This is a genomic window from Shewanella sp. 30m-14 (assembly GCF_052977125.1).
In genome coordinates this window covers 1-19,639 of sequence record NZ_JBRILW010000026.1, presented here as the reverse complement: position 1 = coordinate 19,639, position 19,639 = coordinate 1, and the positions used below count along the sequence as shown (strand labels likewise).

Below are 19,639 nucleotides of genomic sequence, written 5' to 3'. Positions count from 1 at the left end.
GGGCGCTATAGTACGCCTTTTTCAAGCCTGTGAAAAGGTCAATAAATGACCTGGGGGCAACTTTTTTGCTTGACTTTTGTCTAGTGAGAAGTCAGTGGCGGCGCAGAAAGCGCCGCGCATTACTGTTATTTGCGTATACCTGTCAAGCGGCTCCAATCGTCTTTGTGAGCAGGCTCGTCCATATCAAACCACTCGCTATAAAAGGCTGAAACTTCTTCTGCCTGTTCTTGCAGTAGGCCTGAAAGTGCCAATTGGCCACCTGGTTTAACTTTTTCTGCAATCAGTGGTGCCAGTTCACGCAGTGGACCCGCAAGAATGTTTGCCACTAAGATATCGGCAAGCAGATCGGCAGGTTGATCTTCTGGTAAGTAGAGGTCAAGTTTGTCTTGCACGTCATTGCGCTCAGCATTGGCTTTAGAGGCTTCAATAGCTTGGTAGTCGATATCGATACCTGTTACGCGCTCTGCACCTAATTTAAGTGCTGCAACCGCTAAAATACCTGAGCCACAGCCGAAATCGATCACATCTTTATTGTTGTAATCTAGGCCGTCTAACCATTCTAGACACAGTGCAGTGGTAGGGTGGGTACCTGTACCAAAAGCAAGACCTGGGTCTAAGATGACATTGACTGCAGTTGGATCGGGGATTTCACGCCAGCTTGGGCAGATCCAGAGGCGATCGCCAAACTTGATCGGGTGGAAGTTGTCCATCCATTCACGTTCCCAATCTTTGTCTTCAACTTGTTCAATTTTGTGGCCGAAACTATCGCCTAGGCACGGAAGCAGCTTTAAACGCTCTACGACAGGCGCTAAATCAAAATCGGCTTCAAATAGCGCGATGATGACGGTGTGGCTCCACAATGGGGTTTCGCCCAGAGTCGGTTCGTAAATTGGGTTGTCTTTACCGTCTTCGAAGGTAACAGAAAGTGACCCTTCCTCCATCAGCTGGTCGCTAATCGTGTCGGCATGTTGGCCGTCAGTGTCAATTCTAAGTTGGATCCAAGGCATGAGCATTCTCGTTATCTAGATATATGAGGCTATTGTAAACCATGGCAGGTTTGAGTGTGAATGTTAGATCGGAAATCATCTCACTATTCTTTGAACATGCTGATTTATGATGAGTTTAAGTGTGCGCTCTTGGTTGGTTTGATTGAGGTTTTTTCGTTTTAATTTGTAGTTCAACATATTGAATTTTATTGGATAAATGGTATTACCAGTGTTCATTTTTATTAGGGTGGTTTGTGATCTACGTCTAACGCTTGCGTTAAGCGTGGTGAGTTAGATCACGAAAATCATTCCGCTGTCCAATTGCTGCTAAAGATCTTGTTAGAGTGTAAATCCCACTATTTTGCATAAGACAAACAAGACAAGAATAATGTTAGCATCCTACGTAATCGGTAAAGGACATCCAGCATCTGCAAAAGCAGATAAAATACAAAGCATTACAGGCGTTATGATGGGTTGCTTCTTATTAGCTCATTTGCATTTCGAGTCAAGTATTCTACTTGGAAAAGATGCGTTTTATACGGTAGTGCAGTTTTTAGAGGGCGGAATGTTTAGTTCTACTGGTCATGGCTTTCCCATTGTGACCAAAGTCTTTTCTGTATTTATGTTGGTTGTGGTGATGTTGCATGCAGCAGTTGCTTTGCGTCGTTTTCCTGCCCAGCTTGGGCAGTGGCGGGCTCTAAGACGCCATATGGCTGTCATTAACCACAAAGATAGCCATGCTTGGTTTTGGCAATTAGCGACGGGTTTTGTGCTGTTTTTTTTAGTGCCAGTTCACTTGTTTACCATGATTGCCAATCCTGAGATTGGCCCTAATCTATCAGCTGAGCGCGTTTATCATCAAAACGCTTGGCTGCTATATATCTTTTTACTACCTGCCGTGGTTATACACGCCATGATTGGCTTATATCGTGTGGCCGTTAAGTGGGGATTTACTGAAAAACGCACCGGTCTGCGTAAGCTGGCTAAGGTATTGATTATTTACCTTATCGCTATCGGTTTACTCAGCTTAGCTTCCTACATTTTGATTGGCAGTGAGCTGACTCTACCAGTAGAGGCCTATCGACCAAGTTAGCCGTACTTGGGTGCGTGAACCTTAAGCTAAAGTCGTTAATTAATCTTTACTAAACTAATCGCAACTTTGTTGATCTATCTCACAGTTAAATGCCTATTACTGGGCGACATTGTAACTAACTGGTTAACAAGTTAAGCGTTTACTAAAGATAGGGCGGCGAATGAATAAAATAACCAATCGCAGTAATTGGAGTGGGTGGCTAGATCTTAGTCAGAGTATTTCCGGTGGCCTATTAGCGGTGTTTCTCTGGACGCACTTGATCTTGGTCTCCTCCATTTTACTGGGAGAAGGGGCCATGACTTGGGTTGCTAAGACGATGGAGCTCAGTTTTCTGAGCGATGATGATCATGGATACCCTTGGGTTGTCTCTATTATTGCGGTGTTGATTGCAGCCATAGTGTTATTACATGTGCTGGTGGCAATCCATAAGTTACCCCTTAACTTACGTCAGCAAAAAGCCTTAAGACTGCAGCTGAACGTGGTTAACCATGGTGATACCCGGTTGTGGGTATGGCAGGCGATAACGGGGGTAGTGATTTTACTGCTACTGCCTGTGCACTTGTGGTTGATAGGCGCGGCACCAGAAACCATTGGTCCTTATGGCAGTGCTGATAGGATCTGGGAGCAAGGTGTGTGGCTGCTGTATTTACCTCTGCTGCTATGTGTGGAATTACATGCTGCTATAGGTATGTATCGTCTCGCGGTGAAATGGGGGGCGGCGAAAGATTTAAACACTCGCATAAGACTGAAAAAAATAAAAACCATCATTAGCGTTGTTTTCATTGTTGTTGGTATCGCCTCATTACTGGCATTTTTACCTTACACCAATCGATAGATAGCTGGTGACAATAAGAACATAAACTGACTCTGCACCCTACTTTAAGGAGCACGTGTGAAACTGATATATACCGATTCATTAGTGATCGGCGCTGGACTTGCTGGATTACGAGTGGCTATCGCGTCTAAAGAGCGTGGGCTAGATACTGTTGTGCTGTCATTAATTCCTGCTAAACGTTCGCACTCCGCGGCGGCGCAAGGTGGCATGCAAGCAAGTTTAGGCAATACCGTTAAAGGTATGGGTGATGACGAAGATGTACATTTTCAAGATACGGTAAAGGGTTCTGACTGGGGCTGTGACCAGGACGTGGCGCGCATGTTTGCCCATTGCGCCCCCAAAGCCGTACGCGAATTAGCAAACTGGGGTGTGCCTTGGACGCGTGTTACCGCAGGTCCACGCCAAGTAGTCGTCAACGCAGAGAAGGTGACTATTGAAGAGGCTGAAGAGGCGCATGGATTAATTAATGCCCGTGACTTTGGTGGCACTAAAAAGTGGCGTACTTGTTATACCGCCGACGGTACCGGACATTCGCTTTTGTATGCGGTAGATAACAAAGCGATATCGATGGATATTCCGGTACACGAACGCATGGAGGCCTTGTCGCTTATTCATGACGGTAAACGTTGCCATGGTGTTGTCGCCCGCTGTTTAATCACGGGCGAATTGAGAGCTTATGTCGCTAAGTCGACCACCATTGCTACTGGTGGTTATGGGCGTATTTATGAAGTGTCGACTAACGCGATCATTTGCGAAGGTGTTGGCCAGGCGTTGGCACTTGAAACTGGCGTAGCCAAGCTTGGCAACATGGAAGCGGTGCAGTTCCACCCAACGGCTATTGTGCCTGTGGGTATTCTTACCACCGAAGGGTGTCGTGGCGATGGTGGCTTACTGCGTGATAAAGATGGTCATCGCTTTATGCCTGACTATGAGCCAGAGAAAAAAGAGCTTGCCTCACGCGATGTGGTGTCGCGCCGCATGACTGAACATATGCGCAAAGGTAAGGGAGTCGATAGTCCTTATGGCCCACATCTATGGTTAGACATCACTTTGCTGGGGCGTAAACATGTTGAAACCAATCTACGTGAAGTCAAAGAGATCTGTGAAAACTTCTTAGGCATCGATCCGGCTAAAGACTGGATCCCAGTGAGACCGACTCAGCATTACTCTATGGGCGGCATTCGCACCGATAAGACCGGACAAAGCCCACAGCTTAAAGGTTTGTTTAGTGTCGGTGAGGCCGCTTGTTGGGATATGCATGGCTTTAACCGCCTTGGTGGTAACTCATTAGCCGAAACAGTGGTTGGCGGCATGATTATTGGCAAGTATGTGGCCGATTTTTGCCAGCAAAATACCCTAGAGATCAACACAGGTCTGGTTGAGACATTCGTTGATAAAGTTCGCAGTGAAATTGATGAGCTAGTAGAAGGTAAGGGCTGTGAAAGTCCGTTTGCTATCCGCAAAGAGATGGAGCGGATTATGATGGATTACGTGGGGATTTTCCGTAACGGCCCTGAGCTCGATAAAGCCGTCGCTGAGCTACAAGCGTTACTTAAGCGTTCACATGCTATCGGCCTTAAATGTCATAAGCGTCATGCAAACCCTGAGCTTGTAGAAGCGCTACGGGTTAAGCGCATGCTTAAAGTGGCACTCACGGTCGCTTGTGGGGCTGCAGCGCGCACTGAAAGCCGCGGTGCTCATGCCCGTGAAGACTTTCCGCAGCGCAATGATAAAGATTGGTTGAACCGTACCCTATCGAGCTGGCCAGATGCTAATAGTTTATCGCCGCAGCTTGAGTATGAGCAGCTAGATGTGATGACGATGGAGTTGCCTCCAGGATATCGTGGTTACGGTATTGATAATGCTATCGCTCATCCGGATACCGCTAGGCGTGAGCAGGAGATAAGCGAGATCTTAGCTCAGCTAGGGCCCGATGCGGACAGACATCAGCAGCAACATGCATTGATGCCGTTTGACGTCCCAGAATCATTAAAACCAAAGAACGAACGTTTAAGTGACACGCTTGATAACTTGAGCGCAGGAGAGATCGCGAAATGAGCCAAGAAACGGCAACAGGCCGTACCTTAACCTTCAATATTTTCAGATATGATCCACAGGTTCCGGGTGACAAGCCTGAAATGGTGAAATATCAACTTGAAGAAACACCGGGCATGACAGTATTTATCGCATTGAATCGTTTGCGCGAAGAGCAAGACACTTCATTGCAGTTTGACTTTGTTTGCCGCGCAGGTATTTGTGGCAGCTGTGCTATGGTGATCAATGGTTTCCCCACTTTGGCTTGCCGTACATTGACCAGCAAGTACCCTAAAGGTGATATCACTTTGATGCCACTGCCGGGATTTGAGTTGATAGGCGATCTATCGGTTAATACAGGTAAGTTTATGCGTGAGCTGGCTGAGCGCTTAAAGCTGTGGCTGCACCCAATTAGTGACGACATTGATGTGCACCGTTTAGAAACGCCAATGGATCCTGCCGAAGCCGCCAAGCTATATGAGTTAGAGCGCTGCGTAGAGTGTGGCGTGTGTGTATCGGCCTGTGCGACTAAGCAGATGCGTGACACCTTTGTGGGCGCTGTGGGCATGATGAAGTTGGCACGCTTTGAACTCGATAGTCGAGATGGTCGTGAACTAGAAGACTTTTATCATGTAATTGGTAATCAAGATGGTGTGTTTGGCTGTATGACGTTGTTGGGTTGTCAAGATAATTGCCCTAAAGACTTACCGCACATGCAGCAGATTGCGTATCTACGTCGTAAGATGGCAGTCACACTTGTCTAAGCTATTACGTATTAGCCATAACGTACTAGCTTAGCGCGACGATTGAAAAAGCCTGCAGATGCAGGCTTTTTTGTGGGTGACGTTTAGCCGCCATTTACCTACAATCAACTTATAATAAAGCTATATTTATAAATGGAATTTTGATAATGCAACTCAACGATCTCAGACTTTTTGTACGGGTAGCCGATTGCGGTAGCCTCACCGCGGCGGCTGTTGAGTTAGATATTTCTTCTGCGGTGGCGAGCGCGGGGCTCAAACGATTAGAAAAGGAGTTGGGTACAGCCTTATTTATTCGTAGTACTCGAAGCTTAAGGTTAACCGATTCGGGTGAGCGCTATCTTATTCATTGTCGGCGTGCGCTAGCCGATTTAGAGGTGGGTCAACGAGCGATAGAAAGTACTCAGGCGAGTATCTCTGGTGTTGTGAGTCTGTCGGTGCCTTCTGATGTTGGTCGTAATGTTTTGCTTCCTTGGCTTGATGCCTTTCTACTTGAGTACCCAGAGCTAAAGTTGCGTCTACATATCGGTGATAACTTGTCGGATTTTTATCATGACAAGATTGATGTGGCGCTGCGTTCAGGTAAACCTAAAGACTCAGCGCTGGTGGCCTTTAAAATTTGTAATTCACGCCGGGTACTTTGCGCCTCGCCGGATTACATTAAGCGCTTTGGTGAGGTGAGCTCCTTGGAGCAGTTACCACAGCATAATTGCTTATTTTTTATGTTGGATGAGCGTACCCATGACCAATGGGTTTTTAATCGAAATGGCCAGCAACATAAAGTGAGAGTGAGCGCTAACCGTACCTGTAATGATGCTGATATCGCTCGTCGCTGGGCCGTTGCAGGCCAAGGGCTAGTATTTAAGTCTTGGTTAGATCTGACTGATGATATCGAATCGGGGCGTTTAGTGCCTTTGCTTAATGATTATCAAGGGGAAGAGGCCGATTTATATCTTGTGTGCCCTGGGCGGGAGCATGTGACGCCAGTGATTTTGTTGCTGAGGGATATGCTTAGAGACCGCAGTAAGGAGCGCCTAGCACGTGTGAAGCATTATATGGAGTAGTGCGTTTGGGGTAACATAAGTTTTGGATAAAAAGTGTTAAGTCGCAAAAATTTTTGGGGAAACAACAGATACAAAAAAACCGCACGAATGCGGTTTTTTAGTTTATACCGACCTAGGTTGGTATATTAAAAGCGAATTAGCTCTTAGCGCGTTTCATTGCAGTGAAGAACTCATCGTTAGTCTTGGTCATTGCCAATTTATCGATAAGGAATTCCATGCCTGTCACTTCATCCATTGGATTAAGGATCTTACGTAGGATCCACATCTTCTGTAGTTCATCCGGAGTCGTTAGTTTCTCTTCACGACGAGTGCCTGAGCGGTTGAAGTCAATTGCAGGGAAGACGCGCTTCTCTGCTGCTTTACGAGAAAGGTGTAACTCTTGGTTACCTGTACCTTTAAACTCTTCGTAAATCACTTCATCCATCTTAGAGCCGGTATCAACAAGCGCGGTAGCGATAATAGTTAAGCTGCCGCCGTGTTCGATGTTACGAGCTGCACCAAAGAAGCGCTTAGGACGGTGTAGAGCATTGGCATCAACACCACCAGTAAGTACCTTACCAGATGAAGGGATTACCGTGTTGTAAGCACGTGCTAGACGTGTGATCGAGTCAAGTAAGATAACAACGTCTTTCTTGTGCTCAACTAAGCGTTTTGCTTTTTCAATTACCATTTCGGCAACTTGCACGTGACGGCTTGCTGGCTCATCGAAGGTAGAAGCAATCACTTCACCTTTAACCATGCGTTGCATCTCGGTTACTTCTTCAGGACGTTCGTCGATAAGCAGTACCATCAACACCACTTCTGGGTTGTTGTTAGTGATGCTTTGCGCCATGTTCTGGAGTAATAGAGTTTTACCCGCTTTTGGCGGTGCAACGATAAGACCACGCTGACCTTTACCAATTGGTGAACATAAATCCAGAATACGTGAAGTAATATCTTCTGTTGAACCGTTACCACGCTCCATGCGCATACGTTCTTCTGCATGCAAAGGTGTTAAGTTTTCAAAAAGGATTTTGTTGCGAGAGTTTTCAGGCTTGTCGAAGTTAACTTCGGTCACTTTTAGAAGGGCGAAATAACGCTCACCTTCTTTTGGTGGACGAATTTTACCAAAAATCGAGTCACCAGTACGCATGTTAAAGCGTCGAATTTGGCTAGGTGATACGTAGATATCATCTGGGCCCGCTAAATATGAACCATCTGAGCTACGAAGGAAGCCAAAGCCATCTTGTAAAATCTCTAAAACGCCACCACCGAAAATATCTTCACCGCTTTTAGCGTGGGCCTTAAGGATAGAGAAAATAATGTCTTGCTTACGAGCACGAGCCATATTTTCTAGCTTCATGTCTTGAGCAAGCTGGACTAAATCTGATATTGGGGTGTCTTTTAATTCTGATAAATTCATCGTGGTGGGTCTTGTTTTGTACGTGGCAATGCCATCTACGATCAAAGGTTTTGTAGCTTATTGAATATCGATCGGATAGCGAGAAGTGGGTTAATTAAGAATGTTTCTGGTTATTAAAGTAGCACTAACAGGGCGGGGCGTCTAGAAGTTTAGTTCAACCCGACACATTTTCTTATTGAAGCTGTGTCGGGAATCACTTAATACCGTGCAATCGTTGATTAAACGGTATACTCGCAGTTAAATTTGCGCGTCAATAAACTCTTTAAGTTGAGTCTTTGATAGTGCGCCTACTTTAGTTGCAGCTAGCTCGCCTGCTTTGAAAAGTAATAATGTAGGGATGCCACGAACGCCGTATTTAGCTGGTGATACGTTGTTTTGATCAACATTCAACTTAGCGATTGTGATCTTACCTTCGTACTCTTCAGCCACGTCATCTAGGATTGGGGCGATCATCTTACATGGGCCACACCATTCAGCCCAAAAATCAACCAGAACTGGTAGTTCAGAGTTAATTACATCATTTTCAAAGCTATCGTCGCTCAGGTATACAATCTTGTCGCTCATGGTGTTCTCCAGTTTAGTTGCCATTGCTGGTTTGTTAATGGCTTAACCTGTATATTGGGTCAGTAAAATAACTTTTCAAGCTAAAAGTTACGCAAATATTAATGTCGGCACTCTTTAGTACATTAAAACGCTTTAGACAAGACGCTGATTTACAGGCATAGTTAGCCTACGTCAACGACGTTTAACGCCTAGAAGCGTTTAAAATTGTCCTAAGAGAACGCTAAACACACGCTTAAATTTCATTGCATCGTAAAAATAGAGGGAATGATGATTCCGTCACTGATGCCTAAAATAGCGTGATAAACGTTTCTCCGAGTGTGCACCAATTTTCCGTGATAAAATTCTATCGCTATTTCAAACGATCAAGTTTTTTATTGCAACCTTTTACAGGTAAGCCTGCGCTATGAGCGATACACATTTATCTACACAGAAGTTTGCTGACTTTCCTCTACATAAAGAGGTTCATCAGGCACTTAACGAAACTGGATTTGAGTTTTGTACTCCAATTCAAGCTTTATCGTTACCCATTTTATTAGAAAAAAAAGATATAGCGGGTCAGGCACAAACAGGTACGGGTAAAACGCTGGCCTTTTTAGTCGCCACTTTTAACCACCTTCTATCTACGCCGATCCCAGCGGAACGCCAACTAAATCAGCCTCGCGCGATTATCATGGCACCGACTCGCGAGTTGGCTATTCAAATCGCTAAAGATGCGAACCTACTGGCTAAGCATACTGGCCTTAAAGTGGGTATCGTATACGGCGGTGAAGGCTACGAAGTTCAGCGCAAAGTATTAGATAAAGGCGTTGATATATTGATTGGTACCACTGGCCGCATTATCGATTATGTGCGTCAAGGTGTGATCAATGTTAGTAGCATTCAAGCTGTTGTACTTGATGAAGCGGATCGTATGTTCGATTTAGGCTTTATCAAGGACATTCGTTTCTTATTTAGACGTATGCCTGATGCTAAATCACGTTTGAATATGTTGTTCTCTGCAACGCTTTCGATGAAAGTGCAAGAACTTGCTTATGACCACATGAATGAGCCTGTAAAAGTTGAGATCGCACCAAACGAGAAAACATCAAAGAATATTAAAGAGGAAATCTTCTATCCATCAATGGAGGAGAAGATGCCTTTGCTATTGTCTTTGCTTGAAGAAGACTGGCCAGAAAAAGCCATCGTGTTTTCTAATACCAAACACAGCTGTGAAAAAGTCTGGTCATGGCTTGAAGGTGATGGACATCGCGCAGGCTTGCTAACAGGTGATGTGCCGCAGAAGAAGCGTTTACGCATTCTGGAGCAATTCACTAAGGGCGAAATCGATATCTTAGTCGCAACTGACGTTGCAGCTCGTGGTCTACACATTGCTGATGTATCTCATGTATACAACTATGACTTGCCTGATGACTGCGAAGACTATGTGCACCGTATTGGTCGTACAGGCCGTGCGGGTCAAAAAGGGGTGTCGGTTAGCTTTGCATGTGAAGAGTATGCACTTAACTTACCAGCAATTGAGACATATATTCAGCACTCAATTCCTGTAACGTCATACGACAGTGATGCGCTGCTTGATGATATTCCGCCACCAGTGCGAATTCATCGTAAGCCTAGTACTCATACTCGTAATACTCGTGGTACAGGTAGCGGTAGTGCTCGCCCACAAGGCGGTCAACGTAGTGGCCCACGTCGTCACGACAGAACGCGTAGACATTCATAAGCGAAGCTCAATGACAACACCTCTTTACGCAGCCATTACGTTAGGCTCGAATAGTTTTAATATGCTGGTCGCTAGAACTGTGGGCCAGCAACCCCAAATTATTGCGAAATACAAACGTAAAGTCCGCTTAGCCGAAGGCATCCAAGCTGACGGCTCGTTGAGTGAAGAGGTGTTATTACGCGGTTTAGACTGTTTGACCATGTTTGCCGACATGCTCAAAAAAGAAGGTGTTTCTGCCCGTAATATTGCTGTTATCGCAACGGCAACGTTAAGAAATATCTCTAACTCCGATGATTTTTGTCGTCGAGCTCTCCCTATCCTCGGCCATCCAATTGAAATCATCTCTGGCATGCGTGAAGCTGAGCTTATCTATCAAGGTATGGTTGCGACAACAGAAGGTGAAGGGCGCCGTCTTGTTATTGATATTGGCGGGGCAAGCACAGAGTTTATTATTGGTGATGGTAATAAGGTCCTACTTAAAACCAGTTTAGCCATTGGTTGTGTCACTTTTAATGAGACTTTTTTTAGTCACTATCCATTCCAGCAGTTGGATTTTGATGATGCCAAAGCTCAGGTGAAAAGTGTCCTCGGTGAGCAATTATCTGCTCTTAAAACACTGGGTTGGCATTGTGTTGTTGGCGCCTCTGGTAGTGTGCAGTCTGTTGTAGAATTACTTAGTCATCGTAATCAGTCATCTACAATTACCTTGGATGTTTTACTGAGCCTAAAACAAGAAGTGTTAGCGCAAAACGATGCTTCAATGGTCGAGATTATTGGGCTAAATCAAGAAAGAGCCCCAACATTTGCCGCCGGTGTGTCAATTTTATTAGCGCTATTTGAGTTACTTGAAATACAAAACTTATCTCTTTCTGGTGGCGCGCTTCGTGAAGGCGTATTGCAAACCTTAGCTAGTCATATTTAGTTTTTCTGCATTATTTTCTATATTGCAGCTCCTCGCTAAACATTCTCCTTTCTATGTTGCTATTTAGTCCAGATCGATCTCGGTGTTGTGAGGGTTAATAACTTGATCTGTTAATCAATCAATTAGCAGACACTCTTAATTAGTGTTACTAAACCGGACAGTAGAAATAGAATTAAGCTTCGATAGTATGGCATTATTGAAATAATAAAACCCCTTCATCCCCTTATCAAGCTTGTGTACCTAAGCGCACTTTTTAGTGAGTAAATACTCTTGCTGACTGTAATTCAGTTCAATTATCTCCAGTAATGACCAGTGATAATCATTCCCCTCTTAACTTGTTAAATATGTTAACAAATTAACTTTCAGTATCCCGTTAACGTTTGAGCTTCCTCTCTCCGATGAGTCTGTACCCCTCTATTTATAAGCACTTTTTGAATAAAGTACATTGTATAAAATATATCAACTATGTTAATGTTTTGTTGCGCTTGGATGTTTTGCACTCAAAATCACTAATAAATATTTTAACTAAGCGCTTACTAAAAGAAGATTTAAGGGAGAATTAATTATGTCTGGAAGTAACGCTTTAAAACGATTTTCGCCAAAGAAGACACTAGCGGCTTTGGCCGTGGGTTCTGTGTTGTTTTTGTCTGCGCCATCCGTTATGGCCGCCGATACAAGTATTGTAAAAGGTCACATTGAAAATGCTTCAGGTAGTAACCTGTCTAATGTAACTATTACGCTTAAACATATGACTAAGGGTCTTGTGTTTACGGTTGAAACCAATGAAAAAGGTGATTACCTGCTACGTAATGTGCCTGTAGGTGACTACGATATTACGATTACTAAAGATGGCTACGAGCAGAATCAAGAAAATGGTATTCAGGTCAATCTAGGTCAGCCAGTTATTCTTGACGGTAAATTATATTCTGCAGGTGCTGATAACGTAGAGCGTATTGCAGTATCAGGTAGCATGATCCGTCGCGTTGATATGTCCGATTCAACATCAGGCTTAACCTTTACTCAAGATGAGCTGCAATCAATGCCTGTAAATAGTGGCTTTGAAAGCATCGCGTTACTAGCACCGGGTACTGCCGCACCTGGCGGTTCTAACTTTAATGGTGCATCAAGTTTTGGTGGTTCATCGGCTGCCGAAAATGGTTATTACTTTAATGGCCTTAATGTAACAAGTATTCGTACTGGGATGGGCTCTATTCGTCTTCCTTGGGAAGCTATTTCGCAAACTCAAGTTCAAACCGGTGGTGTAAGCCCTGAGTATGGTGGCGCATTAGGCGGTATTGTTAATGCGGTTTCAAAATCAGGTGAAAACGAATTTAAGTTTGGTGCTGAGGCGCGCTGGGACCCATCATCATTACGTTCTTCACAAGACAATATCTACCAATCAAGCGGTGAGATAGATACTAATACTCAGCAAGAGAGCTATGACTTTAAAGAGCTACAACTTTGGGCAAGTGGTGCAATTATTGAAGATTCATTATTCTTTTACGGCCTATTTGCACCAAGAAGAGAAGAATCTGAGTGGGCAGGTCAAACGACAAAAACGAGCAAAGATCGTGAAGAAGACCGTTGGTTTGCCAAGTTAGATTGGTATATGACAGATGACCATTCAATTGGTTTTTCGGCAATGAATAACAAGCGTACATGGACTAATAAAGTCTATGCTTACGATTGGGAAACCAATGTTGTTGGCGAAAAGCAAGGTGTCGATGCACCTGGTGAAGATGGTGGTAAAGTTTATAGCTTAAATTATAACGGCTATTTATCTGACACATTCTCTGTCTCCGCGGTTGTAGGTCGTGTACAAGAAGATGTTGAGAATGTCGTAGCATCAACTAACCCAGGTGTTTGGGATGATCGAAATGGGTCTGTCACGTTAAGCCAGCACACGAATTCATCAGTTTCTGAAGAGCATTACACCCGTGATCAAGCGCGTATTGATTTCAGCTGGGATTTAGAAGATCACTCAATTCAGTTTGGTGTTGATTACACGAAAGTGGAGGTTGATTACTCATCTTCTCAGAATGGTATTGGTGATGCACAAGGTTGGTGGTCAATCTACACTGCAGGAGACGACAGCGTTTCAGGGCAAATTGCTGGTGAGGATTATATTGAACGCCGTGTCCGTGAGCGCTTTACCGATTCTGAAGTCACCTCTACAGCTTTTTATATTAATGATTCTTGGCAGGCAGCAGATAACTTAGTATTAAACCTAGGTTTACGATATAGCGAGTTCGAAAACACGGTTTCAGATGGGCGTGCTTATGTAAAGATGGAAGATCAGTTCGCACCACGTGTACAAGCTATTTATGATGTATTTGGTGACGGTGAAGCTAAAGTGTTTGCGACTTATGGCCGTTATTTCCAACCTGTTTCTGCAAACATGAACATCACTCAAGGTTCCTCTTCTATAGAGTGGTTTGAATACTCTGAGCTCGATCAGGTCGATGCTGATGGGCACCCTGTTATTACAGCGGACGGTTCACCAAGTCGTGGTGCAATGCTGCGTGACCGGTGGTACCGCCAAAAAGGCATCACAGAGCCTGGTCTAATAGCGTCTTCATCGCTTAAATCTATGTACTCCGATGAATTTACTTTAGGTTATCAGCAAGAAGTATTTGAAACTATGACCGCTGGTGTTCGTGGTATATACCGTGATTTGGGTCGTAGTGTTGAAGATACAGACGTAGGACCTGTTTTAGCAAAGAAGTTGGCTGAGCTAGGTATTACCGATAATGTTGGTCAGAGCTCTTATTACGTACTACTTAATCCTGGTGAAGATGTAAGCCTTTCTTATGACTTTGATGGTGATGGTCAAGTTGATAACGTAAACCTTACTGCCGAAGAAATGGCATTACCAGAAGCTGAGCGTAAATATGTTGCTTTAGAGTTCACTCTAGATGGTTCTGTTACTGATGATTTACGTATTAACTCTTCTTACACTTGGTCTCATAGTTACGGTAATACAGAGGGCCTAGTTAAAACGGATAACAATCAAGCGGATCCTGGTTGGACAACATCGTATGACTATGGTGATTTAATGGATCACTCTAATGGTGATTTGCCAAACGATCATACACATTCATTTAAGTTAAGTGGTGCTTATGACATTACTGAAGACTTGATATTTGGCTTTGTTACTCGAGTGACCTCTGGTCGCCCACAGAGTTACTTCTCACAGCATCCAGAAGGTGTTGATAGTTGTGCGGCTGGGAATCCATGGGATGATTGTATTAGTCGTTACTATGACCAAGCGTCTCACTACGATGAAAACGGTAATCCTGCCCCACGTGGCAGCGCAGGTAACCTTCCTTGGGTGACAAATATCGATCTTTCGTTAACTTATATGACAGAAATTTTCGAAGGTGACTTTACTATTAAAGGGACTGTTTATAACGTACTGGACTCTGATTCAGCGACGAATATCAATGAAGAAAGAGCACGTTATGGTGATTCTGGACTTGAATTAAATCCTGACTATGGAATGGTGACAGACCGCCAAGAAGAGCGCTTCTTCTCGGTTATTGCTCGTTACGAATTCTAAATATAATCTCGTAGACAAAGGCCGCTCATGCGGCCTTTTTTATTTAGAGACATATCTCCTCCTGAAGCATAAATAGCAATGTTTAACACTTAGAATGTGAATAAATACTTTTTATTTATTCTGCATTTTTAGTGGTTCTATGTTGTTGCGTGATTCCAGCTTACCCCTATTTGGCTGTATGTTTTATACGAAAATAAACCTATTTTTTAGTTGCTTAGGTTCAGTCTTGTTGTCGGTGAAATTGTATGGAAACAAACGTAAATATCGGCTTTTTGAATAAATAGTCTGTTTATGAGAATAACCTGAATTGACCATGAAAATAATATATTGCATACAAAATACAGTATGTGATAATTATGTTATCGCTTTGTTTTGTTGTTGTGGCTTGTTTAGTTTTGAATATGCCCCCTTAAGCAATAGCACTAATAAAAATTACATTCTTGGGAGATGAAAGATGAAATTTAATAAAGTCGCTAAGCTTATAAGCTTGGCTTGTGGTGGGGTTGTAGCATTATCTACACCAGCATATGCAGTTGAAAATGAAGACGATAGTGTAGAGCGCATTGAAGTTACGGGCTCTCGCCTTAAGCGTGTTGATATGGAAGGCGCTACACCAGTGACGACAATTACGGCAGAAGATATGGCTGTAGCTGGTTTCTCTACTGTAGGTGACGCACTGCGAGCATCGACTTTGAACTCATTTGGCTCTTATGGCGGTACAGCAAACAACAGCTGGTCTTCTCAAGCTACTATTCAACTTAAAGGCGCGAGTGCTAGTGATACCTTGGTTTTGCTAGATGGTCAGCGTATGGCTAAATCACCAGTTCTTGGTGGCGCAGCGGCAAACATCAATACCATCCCAACCTCAGCTATTGAGCGTATTGAGATTCTATCTGATGGCGCATCTGCTATTTATGGTACAGATGCAGTCGCCGGTGTTGTAAACGTTATCTTGAAGAAAAGCTTCGAAGGTATCGAATTTAAAGCCCGTGCTGAGCAAACTGAAGCCGAAGGTGGCGATAACCACTCTTTCTCTTTCACTGGAGGTCTGACTTCTGAAAATGGTAATTTAGTTTTTACCATGGAACATTATAAGAAAGATAAAATCTTGATGAGTGACCGTCCATATACAACGGCACACGTGAGAGATGGTGAAGACCCAACAGACTTCCAAAGCTGGGTGAATGTTAGCCCTACTGGTCGAACAATTGATATGGGTTCAAATGGTGGTTGGGCATATCAAGCACCGTTTACTAACGCAGACTTGAGTTGTTCAGAAGTATATGGTGATGACTTTATCGGTCCAGTGTCTGACAGTGCATACCCTGGTGATACGCTTTGTGCATATGACTACACTAACGCAGCGGCACTTGATGTCGACCGTGAAAGAACCAATACATTGGTTAACTATACCTACGATATTACTGATGATATTAAGCTTACGGCTCGTGCTTATTGGGCTGCAAACAAAACAATTGATCAATCAGCTCCGGTACCTGGATACATTTCTTTCCCTGATGCAATGCCAGCGTATACGACTGCAGAAGGCTTAGATCTTGTTGCCACTCCAGAAGGTGCGGGCATGTTATATCGTTATGATACAGCCGGTAATCGTATTCGTGAAAACCATGACAACATGTATGACATCTTACTTGGTCTTGAAGGAAGCACTGAGTATGTTGATTGGGATTTCTCTGCAACGTATAACCGCTACGACAACTTCGTATGGGGTACGGGTTACGAGTTAAAAGGTGCATCAACGGATCTTGTTGGTTCATGGGATGATGCGACCAATTCATTTGTCGGTTGGGATCCTCGTGATCCTAATTCAGCAGTACCAAGTGGTGGCATGGCAAACTTCGATATGCGCCAGACTGCTTCTTATGCAGAGCTAGGCGGTGGAGCTGGATTTGATTTGTTCGAACTTGATGCTGGTACTGCAGCTATGTATGTCGGTGCTTCATATCGTGAAGAGACGCTCGACTCTAAAGTAGATGCTTTATCAGAAGCTGGTTTGATTAAAGGTGCAAGTGGCGGCTCTGGTGGTGAAGGTGAGCGTGATATTACTGCAGTATTCGCAGAAATGACGCTTCCGATCTTAGACAACCTAGAGTTGAACTTAGCTGCTCGATATGATGATTACTCAGATTTTGGTGATACGTTTAATCCACAAGTTTCTATTCGATATAACTTGTTTGAACCATTACTACTTCGTGCGTCATGGGGTACGGGCTTTAAAGCACCAAGCCTTGCACAGTTAAACCAAACGCCTAGTGAAGGTTGGAATGACGTAACTAACTATCTACAGTGCTATGAGCAAACAGGCGTAGTCGGTAATTGTGATATTGAGAATAGCATTCCAGTTTCAGTTGATAAGAATGAAAATTTAGGCCCTGAAAAGTCAGAAAGTTATAATTTAGGCATGGTTTGGGACATTACCGATAATATTAATATGACCGTTGATTACTGGGTTCTTGAGACAGAGGACTTAATTGGTCAATTAAATAATAGCGAGTTGGTGTATCAGCAAGCGAAGCTCTGGGAAGCGGCTGATCAGCAAGGTGTTGCACGTCCAGACATTTCACTTTTATACCCAGGTACAAGCATTTCTCAGAACGGTTCGGGCAAACTGACTGCGATGGATAATGTACTGCAGAACTTTGGTAAAGCAGAGCGTGAAGGTGTTGATACTAATATTGCAGCATCATTTGAAACTGAAGTGGGTGAGTTTAAACTTGGTCTAGCTTGGTCTCACTATATTAAATATACCGATAGCTCTCCAAGTGATGGTGAACTAGTTGTTTCTCGTAACTGGGCGGGAACATCGGAAACTCCGGATGATCGCGTAAGTTTTAGTGCCAATTATCTATTTGCCGATGATCATAGCTTGTTCTATAAAGCTGATTACATTGATGGCCAGTCAACAGATGACCTTAATGATGATGACTCAAAATATGAGATAAACTCTGTGGTTTATCAGACTATCACCTACACATACATGATGCCGTGGAATAACTCTGTTAGCGTAGGTGTAAATAACCTAACTGATGAAAAGCCGGCATTTGAGCAAAATGGTAGTTACAGCTCGAGCTTATATGACATCATGGGTCGTAGCTACTGGGTGTCATTTAGTCAAAGCTTCTAAGTCGTTACTTATGTCACTTATATAGACGATAATAAAAAAGGCACTCAATGAGTGCCTTTTCTTTCTATATAAGCTGACTACTTTAAGATGTTAGCTAAATCAACTTCTAGCGATACTTCAGGTCTTTCAACAATCCGACCCACCTCTTTGTTGTCTTGCTCAACAATAATAGTCGGTATACGGGTGAACTCATATTTAGCGGCTAAGCCTTCTGGATCTTGTTTGGCTCTATCGACACCTATATAAGTCACTTTGATATTTGGATTATTGAGTTCTTCCATAATACGGATAAAGCGCGGTGTTTCACGGTGACAATCTGGACACCATGTACCGATAATCACGGTTATTTCAGTCGCAGTGCTAATGTCCTTTAATGGAGCGATAGCAGCGCTATCAACTTTATAGTCTGCATAACCCTCTTTAAAGTCTGCAAGCTCGGTAACCATTTTCTGTGCTTCTACAGTTCCAGTTAAAATCACTTCTTGTTTCTCCTCACTGCAAGTGGCCATAAAGCCTGCTTGTTTGTCATCGAATGCGCAACCGCCACTGGCCATACTTTGGCTACTAAAAAACAGCATAGTGGTTGCAAGCAATGCTTTGACGTTATTGTGCATGATAATACTCCGAGCAAGAATAAATGATTTTATTTATTCAAACATGTCTTAACTAGTGGGTGAAGTGAACTATCTCGGCAATGCTATAGGGATCACTCTAAATCTATAAATTTACCTTTCAATACTAGATTAACGGTTAAAGTCTTAAGGTAAGCTGAATGGAGTCTGTAATCACCCGCAGTAATTAGGGGGGGTTGATAGGAGATAAATGGTGCTACGTCGGTTTGCTTTTTAACTTGGATGTGGAAAAGCGTCTGGGTTTCAGTTTAATGTTATGTAGCTGCGTGATTAATCTAGCTGACAAGTCAGTTTATTTCCCTTCTATATATTGCAGCACTTTTTATAGTGACCTAGTTTTACGATTCAGCGAGCAAGTGTTCTACCGAACAAAGGAGGCTGTAGTTAACACATGTCATTGTATCGTCATCGGTATGAAGTGTGGCTTTATAACCTTATGGCGGCCTAAATACGTAAAGTGAAGCAGGATTAAATGGTTTAAATATGAAATTAGTTGAAAATACTTAGTGCAACTCAAAAATACTGTACTAGACTCATTATCCCGGTGCGCAAATAGTAATCTAAAACTGCGATTTTGTGGATAAGTCTGGGGGTAGTTGGTGAGTATTGTGTGCTTAAGATAGCTTTTTGAAAAAACATCATTTTTTATTAAAAAAGCGCTTGCGCAGCTCTGAGATATCCCTATAATGCGCATCCACTGACACGGCACAGCAGGCCAACTAGACTAACGCTTGAGATTAGAAATAGTCGTAAACGCTAGATAGAATGGGACTTGCAGCGGTATCGGTTAGCTCTTTTTATAAAGGGTTCGAGTTAAAACTCCTAGGAGATTTGATTCAGGTGACAAACGCTTTAAGAGCTTCGAATGATGGTTGTTAACACGAGAGTGTATAAGAAATCATCGCTTGAAAAACTTCTTAAA

13 protein-coding genes are annotated in these 19,639 nt (G+C 43.4%); 9 read left to right on the top strand and 4 right to left on the bottom strand.

What is annotated here, in order from left to right; translation table 11 throughout:
- Positions 1 to 125: 125 nt before the first annotated feature.
- A complete protein-coding gene (prmA, locus tag ACVBIU_RS16965) occupies positions 126 to 1,007 on the bottom strand; it encodes a 50S ribosomal protein L11 methyltransferase (protein ID WP_447164381.1) in 882 nt (293 codons plus the stop codon).
- Between the two features lie 340 nt (positions 1,008 to 1,347).
- Between prmA and ACVBIU_RS16960 the strand changes: the two genes are divergently transcribed.
- The 5 genes from ACVBIU_RS16960 (at position 1,348) to ACVBIU_RS16940 (ending at position 6,773) form a co-directional block, all read left to right on the top strand.
- The gene (locus tag ACVBIU_RS16960; protein ID WP_447162598.1) at positions 1,348 to 2,079 is read left to right on the top strand and encodes a fumarate reductase cytochrome b subunit; all 732 of its coding nucleotides are present in this window, start codon (positions 1,348 to 1,350) and stop codon (positions 2,077 to 2,079) included.
- A gap of 160 nt (positions 2,080 to 2,239) precedes the next feature.
- Positions 2,240 to 2,914 (top strand): fumarate reductase cytochrome b subunit, encoded by a 675-nt coding sequence (locus ACVBIU_RS16955; RefSeq protein ID WP_447164382.1) that lies wholly within the window; start codon positions 2,240 to 2,242, stop codon positions 2,912 to 2,914.
- Positions 2,915 to 2,971: 57 nt separating this feature from the next.
- Entirely contained in the window at positions 2,972 to 4,972 is a 2,001-nt protein-coding gene (locus ACVBIU_RS16950; protein WP_447162596.1) for a fumarate reductase flavoprotein subunit, read from the top strand.
- Positions 4,969 to 5,712: a fumarate reductase iron-sulfur subunit gene (locus tag ACVBIU_RS16945; protein WP_447162595.1), complete on the top strand. Its 744-nt coding sequence runs from the start codon at positions 4,969 to 4,971 to the stop codon at positions 5,710 to 5,712. The genes ACVBIU_RS16950 and ACVBIU_RS16945 overlap by 4 nt, the downstream gene beginning before the upstream one ends.
- A gap of 146 nt (positions 5,713 to 5,858) precedes the next feature.
- Positions 5,859 to 6,773 (top strand): LysR family transcriptional regulator, encoded by a 915-nt coding sequence (locus tag ACVBIU_RS16940; RefSeq protein ID WP_447162638.1) that lies wholly within the window; start codon positions 5,859 to 5,861, stop codon positions 6,771 to 6,773.
- 136 nt (positions 6,774 to 6,909) lie between these two features.
- Here ACVBIU_RS16940 and rho read toward each other — a convergent pair whose 3' ends face one another.
- Positions 6,910 to 8,175 (bottom strand): transcription termination factor Rho, encoded by a 1,266-nt coding sequence (gene rho, locus ACVBIU_RS16935; protein ID WP_447162637.1) that lies wholly within the window; start codon positions 8,173 to 8,175, stop codon positions 6,910 to 6,912.
- A gap of 237 nt (positions 8,176 to 8,412) precedes the next feature.
- Entirely contained in the window at positions 8,413 to 8,739 is a 327-nt protein-coding gene (gene trxA, locus ACVBIU_RS16930; RefSeq protein ID WP_447162636.1) for a thioredoxin TrxA, read from the bottom strand.
- 403 nt (positions 8,740 to 9,142) lie between these two features.
- On the opposite strand from trxA, the gene rhlB reads away from it, so the two are divergent.
- The 4 genes from rhlB (at position 9,143) to ACVBIU_RS16910 (ending at position 18,085) form a co-directional block, all read left to right on the top strand.
- Positions 9,143 to 10,459 (top strand): ATP-dependent RNA helicase RhlB, encoded by a 1,317-nt coding sequence (gene rhlB, locus ACVBIU_RS16925; RefSeq protein WP_447162635.1) that lies wholly within the window; start codon positions 9,143 to 9,145, stop codon positions 10,457 to 10,459.
- A 10-nt stretch (positions 10,460 to 10,469) separates the two neighbouring features.
- The gene (locus ACVBIU_RS16920) at positions 10,470 to 11,381 is read left to right on the top strand and encodes a Ppx/GppA phosphatase family protein (protein ID WP_447162634.1); all 912 of its coding nucleotides are present in this window, start codon (positions 10,470 to 10,472) and stop codon (positions 11,379 to 11,381) included.
- A gap of 565 nt (positions 11,382 to 11,946) precedes the next feature.
- Entirely contained in the window at positions 11,947 to 14,940 is a 2,994-nt protein-coding gene (locus ACVBIU_RS16915) for a TonB-dependent receptor (RefSeq protein ID WP_447164383.1), read from the top strand.
- A gap of 454 nt (positions 14,941 to 15,394) precedes the next feature.
- Positions 15,395 to 18,085 (top strand): TonB-dependent receptor domain-containing protein, encoded by a 2,691-nt coding sequence (locus tag ACVBIU_RS16910; protein ID WP_447164384.1) that lies wholly within the window; start codon positions 15,395 to 15,397, stop codon positions 18,083 to 18,085.
- Between the two features lie 77 nt (positions 18,086 to 18,162).
- On the opposite strand, the gene ACVBIU_RS16905 is transcribed toward ACVBIU_RS16910, so the two are convergent.
- On the bottom strand, positions 18,163 to 18,699 hold the full coding sequence (locus ACVBIU_RS16905; protein ID WP_447164385.1) for a thioredoxin family protein: 537 nt from the start codon (positions 18,697 to 18,699) through the stop codon (positions 18,163 to 18,165).
- Between the last annotated feature and the right edge of the window lie 940 nt (positions 18,700 to 19,639).

Bases quoted from the DNA above. Each gene is read 5' to 3' on its own strand.
- ACVBIU_RS16955 (WP_447164382.1), top strand. From the start codon at position 2,240: ATGAATAAAATAACCAATCGCAGTAATTGGAGTGGGTGGCTAGATCTT.
- rho (WP_447162637.1), bottom strand. From the start codon at position 8,175: ATGAATTTATCAGAATTAAAAGACACCCCAATATCAGATTTAGTCCAG.
- ACVBIU_RS16910 (WP_447164384.1), top strand. From the start codon at position 15,395: ATGAAATTTAATAAAGTCGCTAAGCTTATAAGCTTGGCTTGTGGTGGG.
- trxA (WP_447162636.1), bottom strand. From the start codon at position 8,739: ATGAGCGACAAGATTGTATACCTGAGCGACGATAGCTTTGAAAATGAT.
- ACVBIU_RS16920 (WP_447162634.1), top strand. From the start codon at position 10,470: ATGACAACACCTCTTTACGCAGCCATTACGTTAGGCTCGAATAGTTTT.
- ACVBIU_RS16940 (WP_447162638.1), top strand. From the start codon at position 5,859: ATGCAACTCAACGATCTCAGACTTTTTGTACGGGTAGCCGATTGCGGT.
- prmA (WP_447164381.1), bottom strand. From the start codon at position 1,007: ATGCCTTGGATCCAACTTAGAATTGACACTGACGGCCAACATGCCGAC.
- rhlB (WP_447162635.1), top strand. From the start codon at position 9,143: ATGAGCGATACACATTTATCTACACAGAAGTTTGCTGACTTTCCTCTA.
- ACVBIU_RS16905 (WP_447164385.1), bottom strand. From the start codon at position 18,699: ATGCACAATAACGTCAAAGCATTGCTTGCAACCACTATGCTGTTTTTT.
- ACVBIU_RS16915 (WP_447164383.1), top strand. From the start codon at position 11,947: ATGTCTGGAAGTAACGCTTTAAAACGATTTTCGCCAAAGAAGACACTA.
- ACVBIU_RS16945 (WP_447162595.1), top strand. From the start codon at position 4,969: ATGAGCCAAGAAACGGCAACAGGCCGTACCTTAACCTTCAATATTTTC.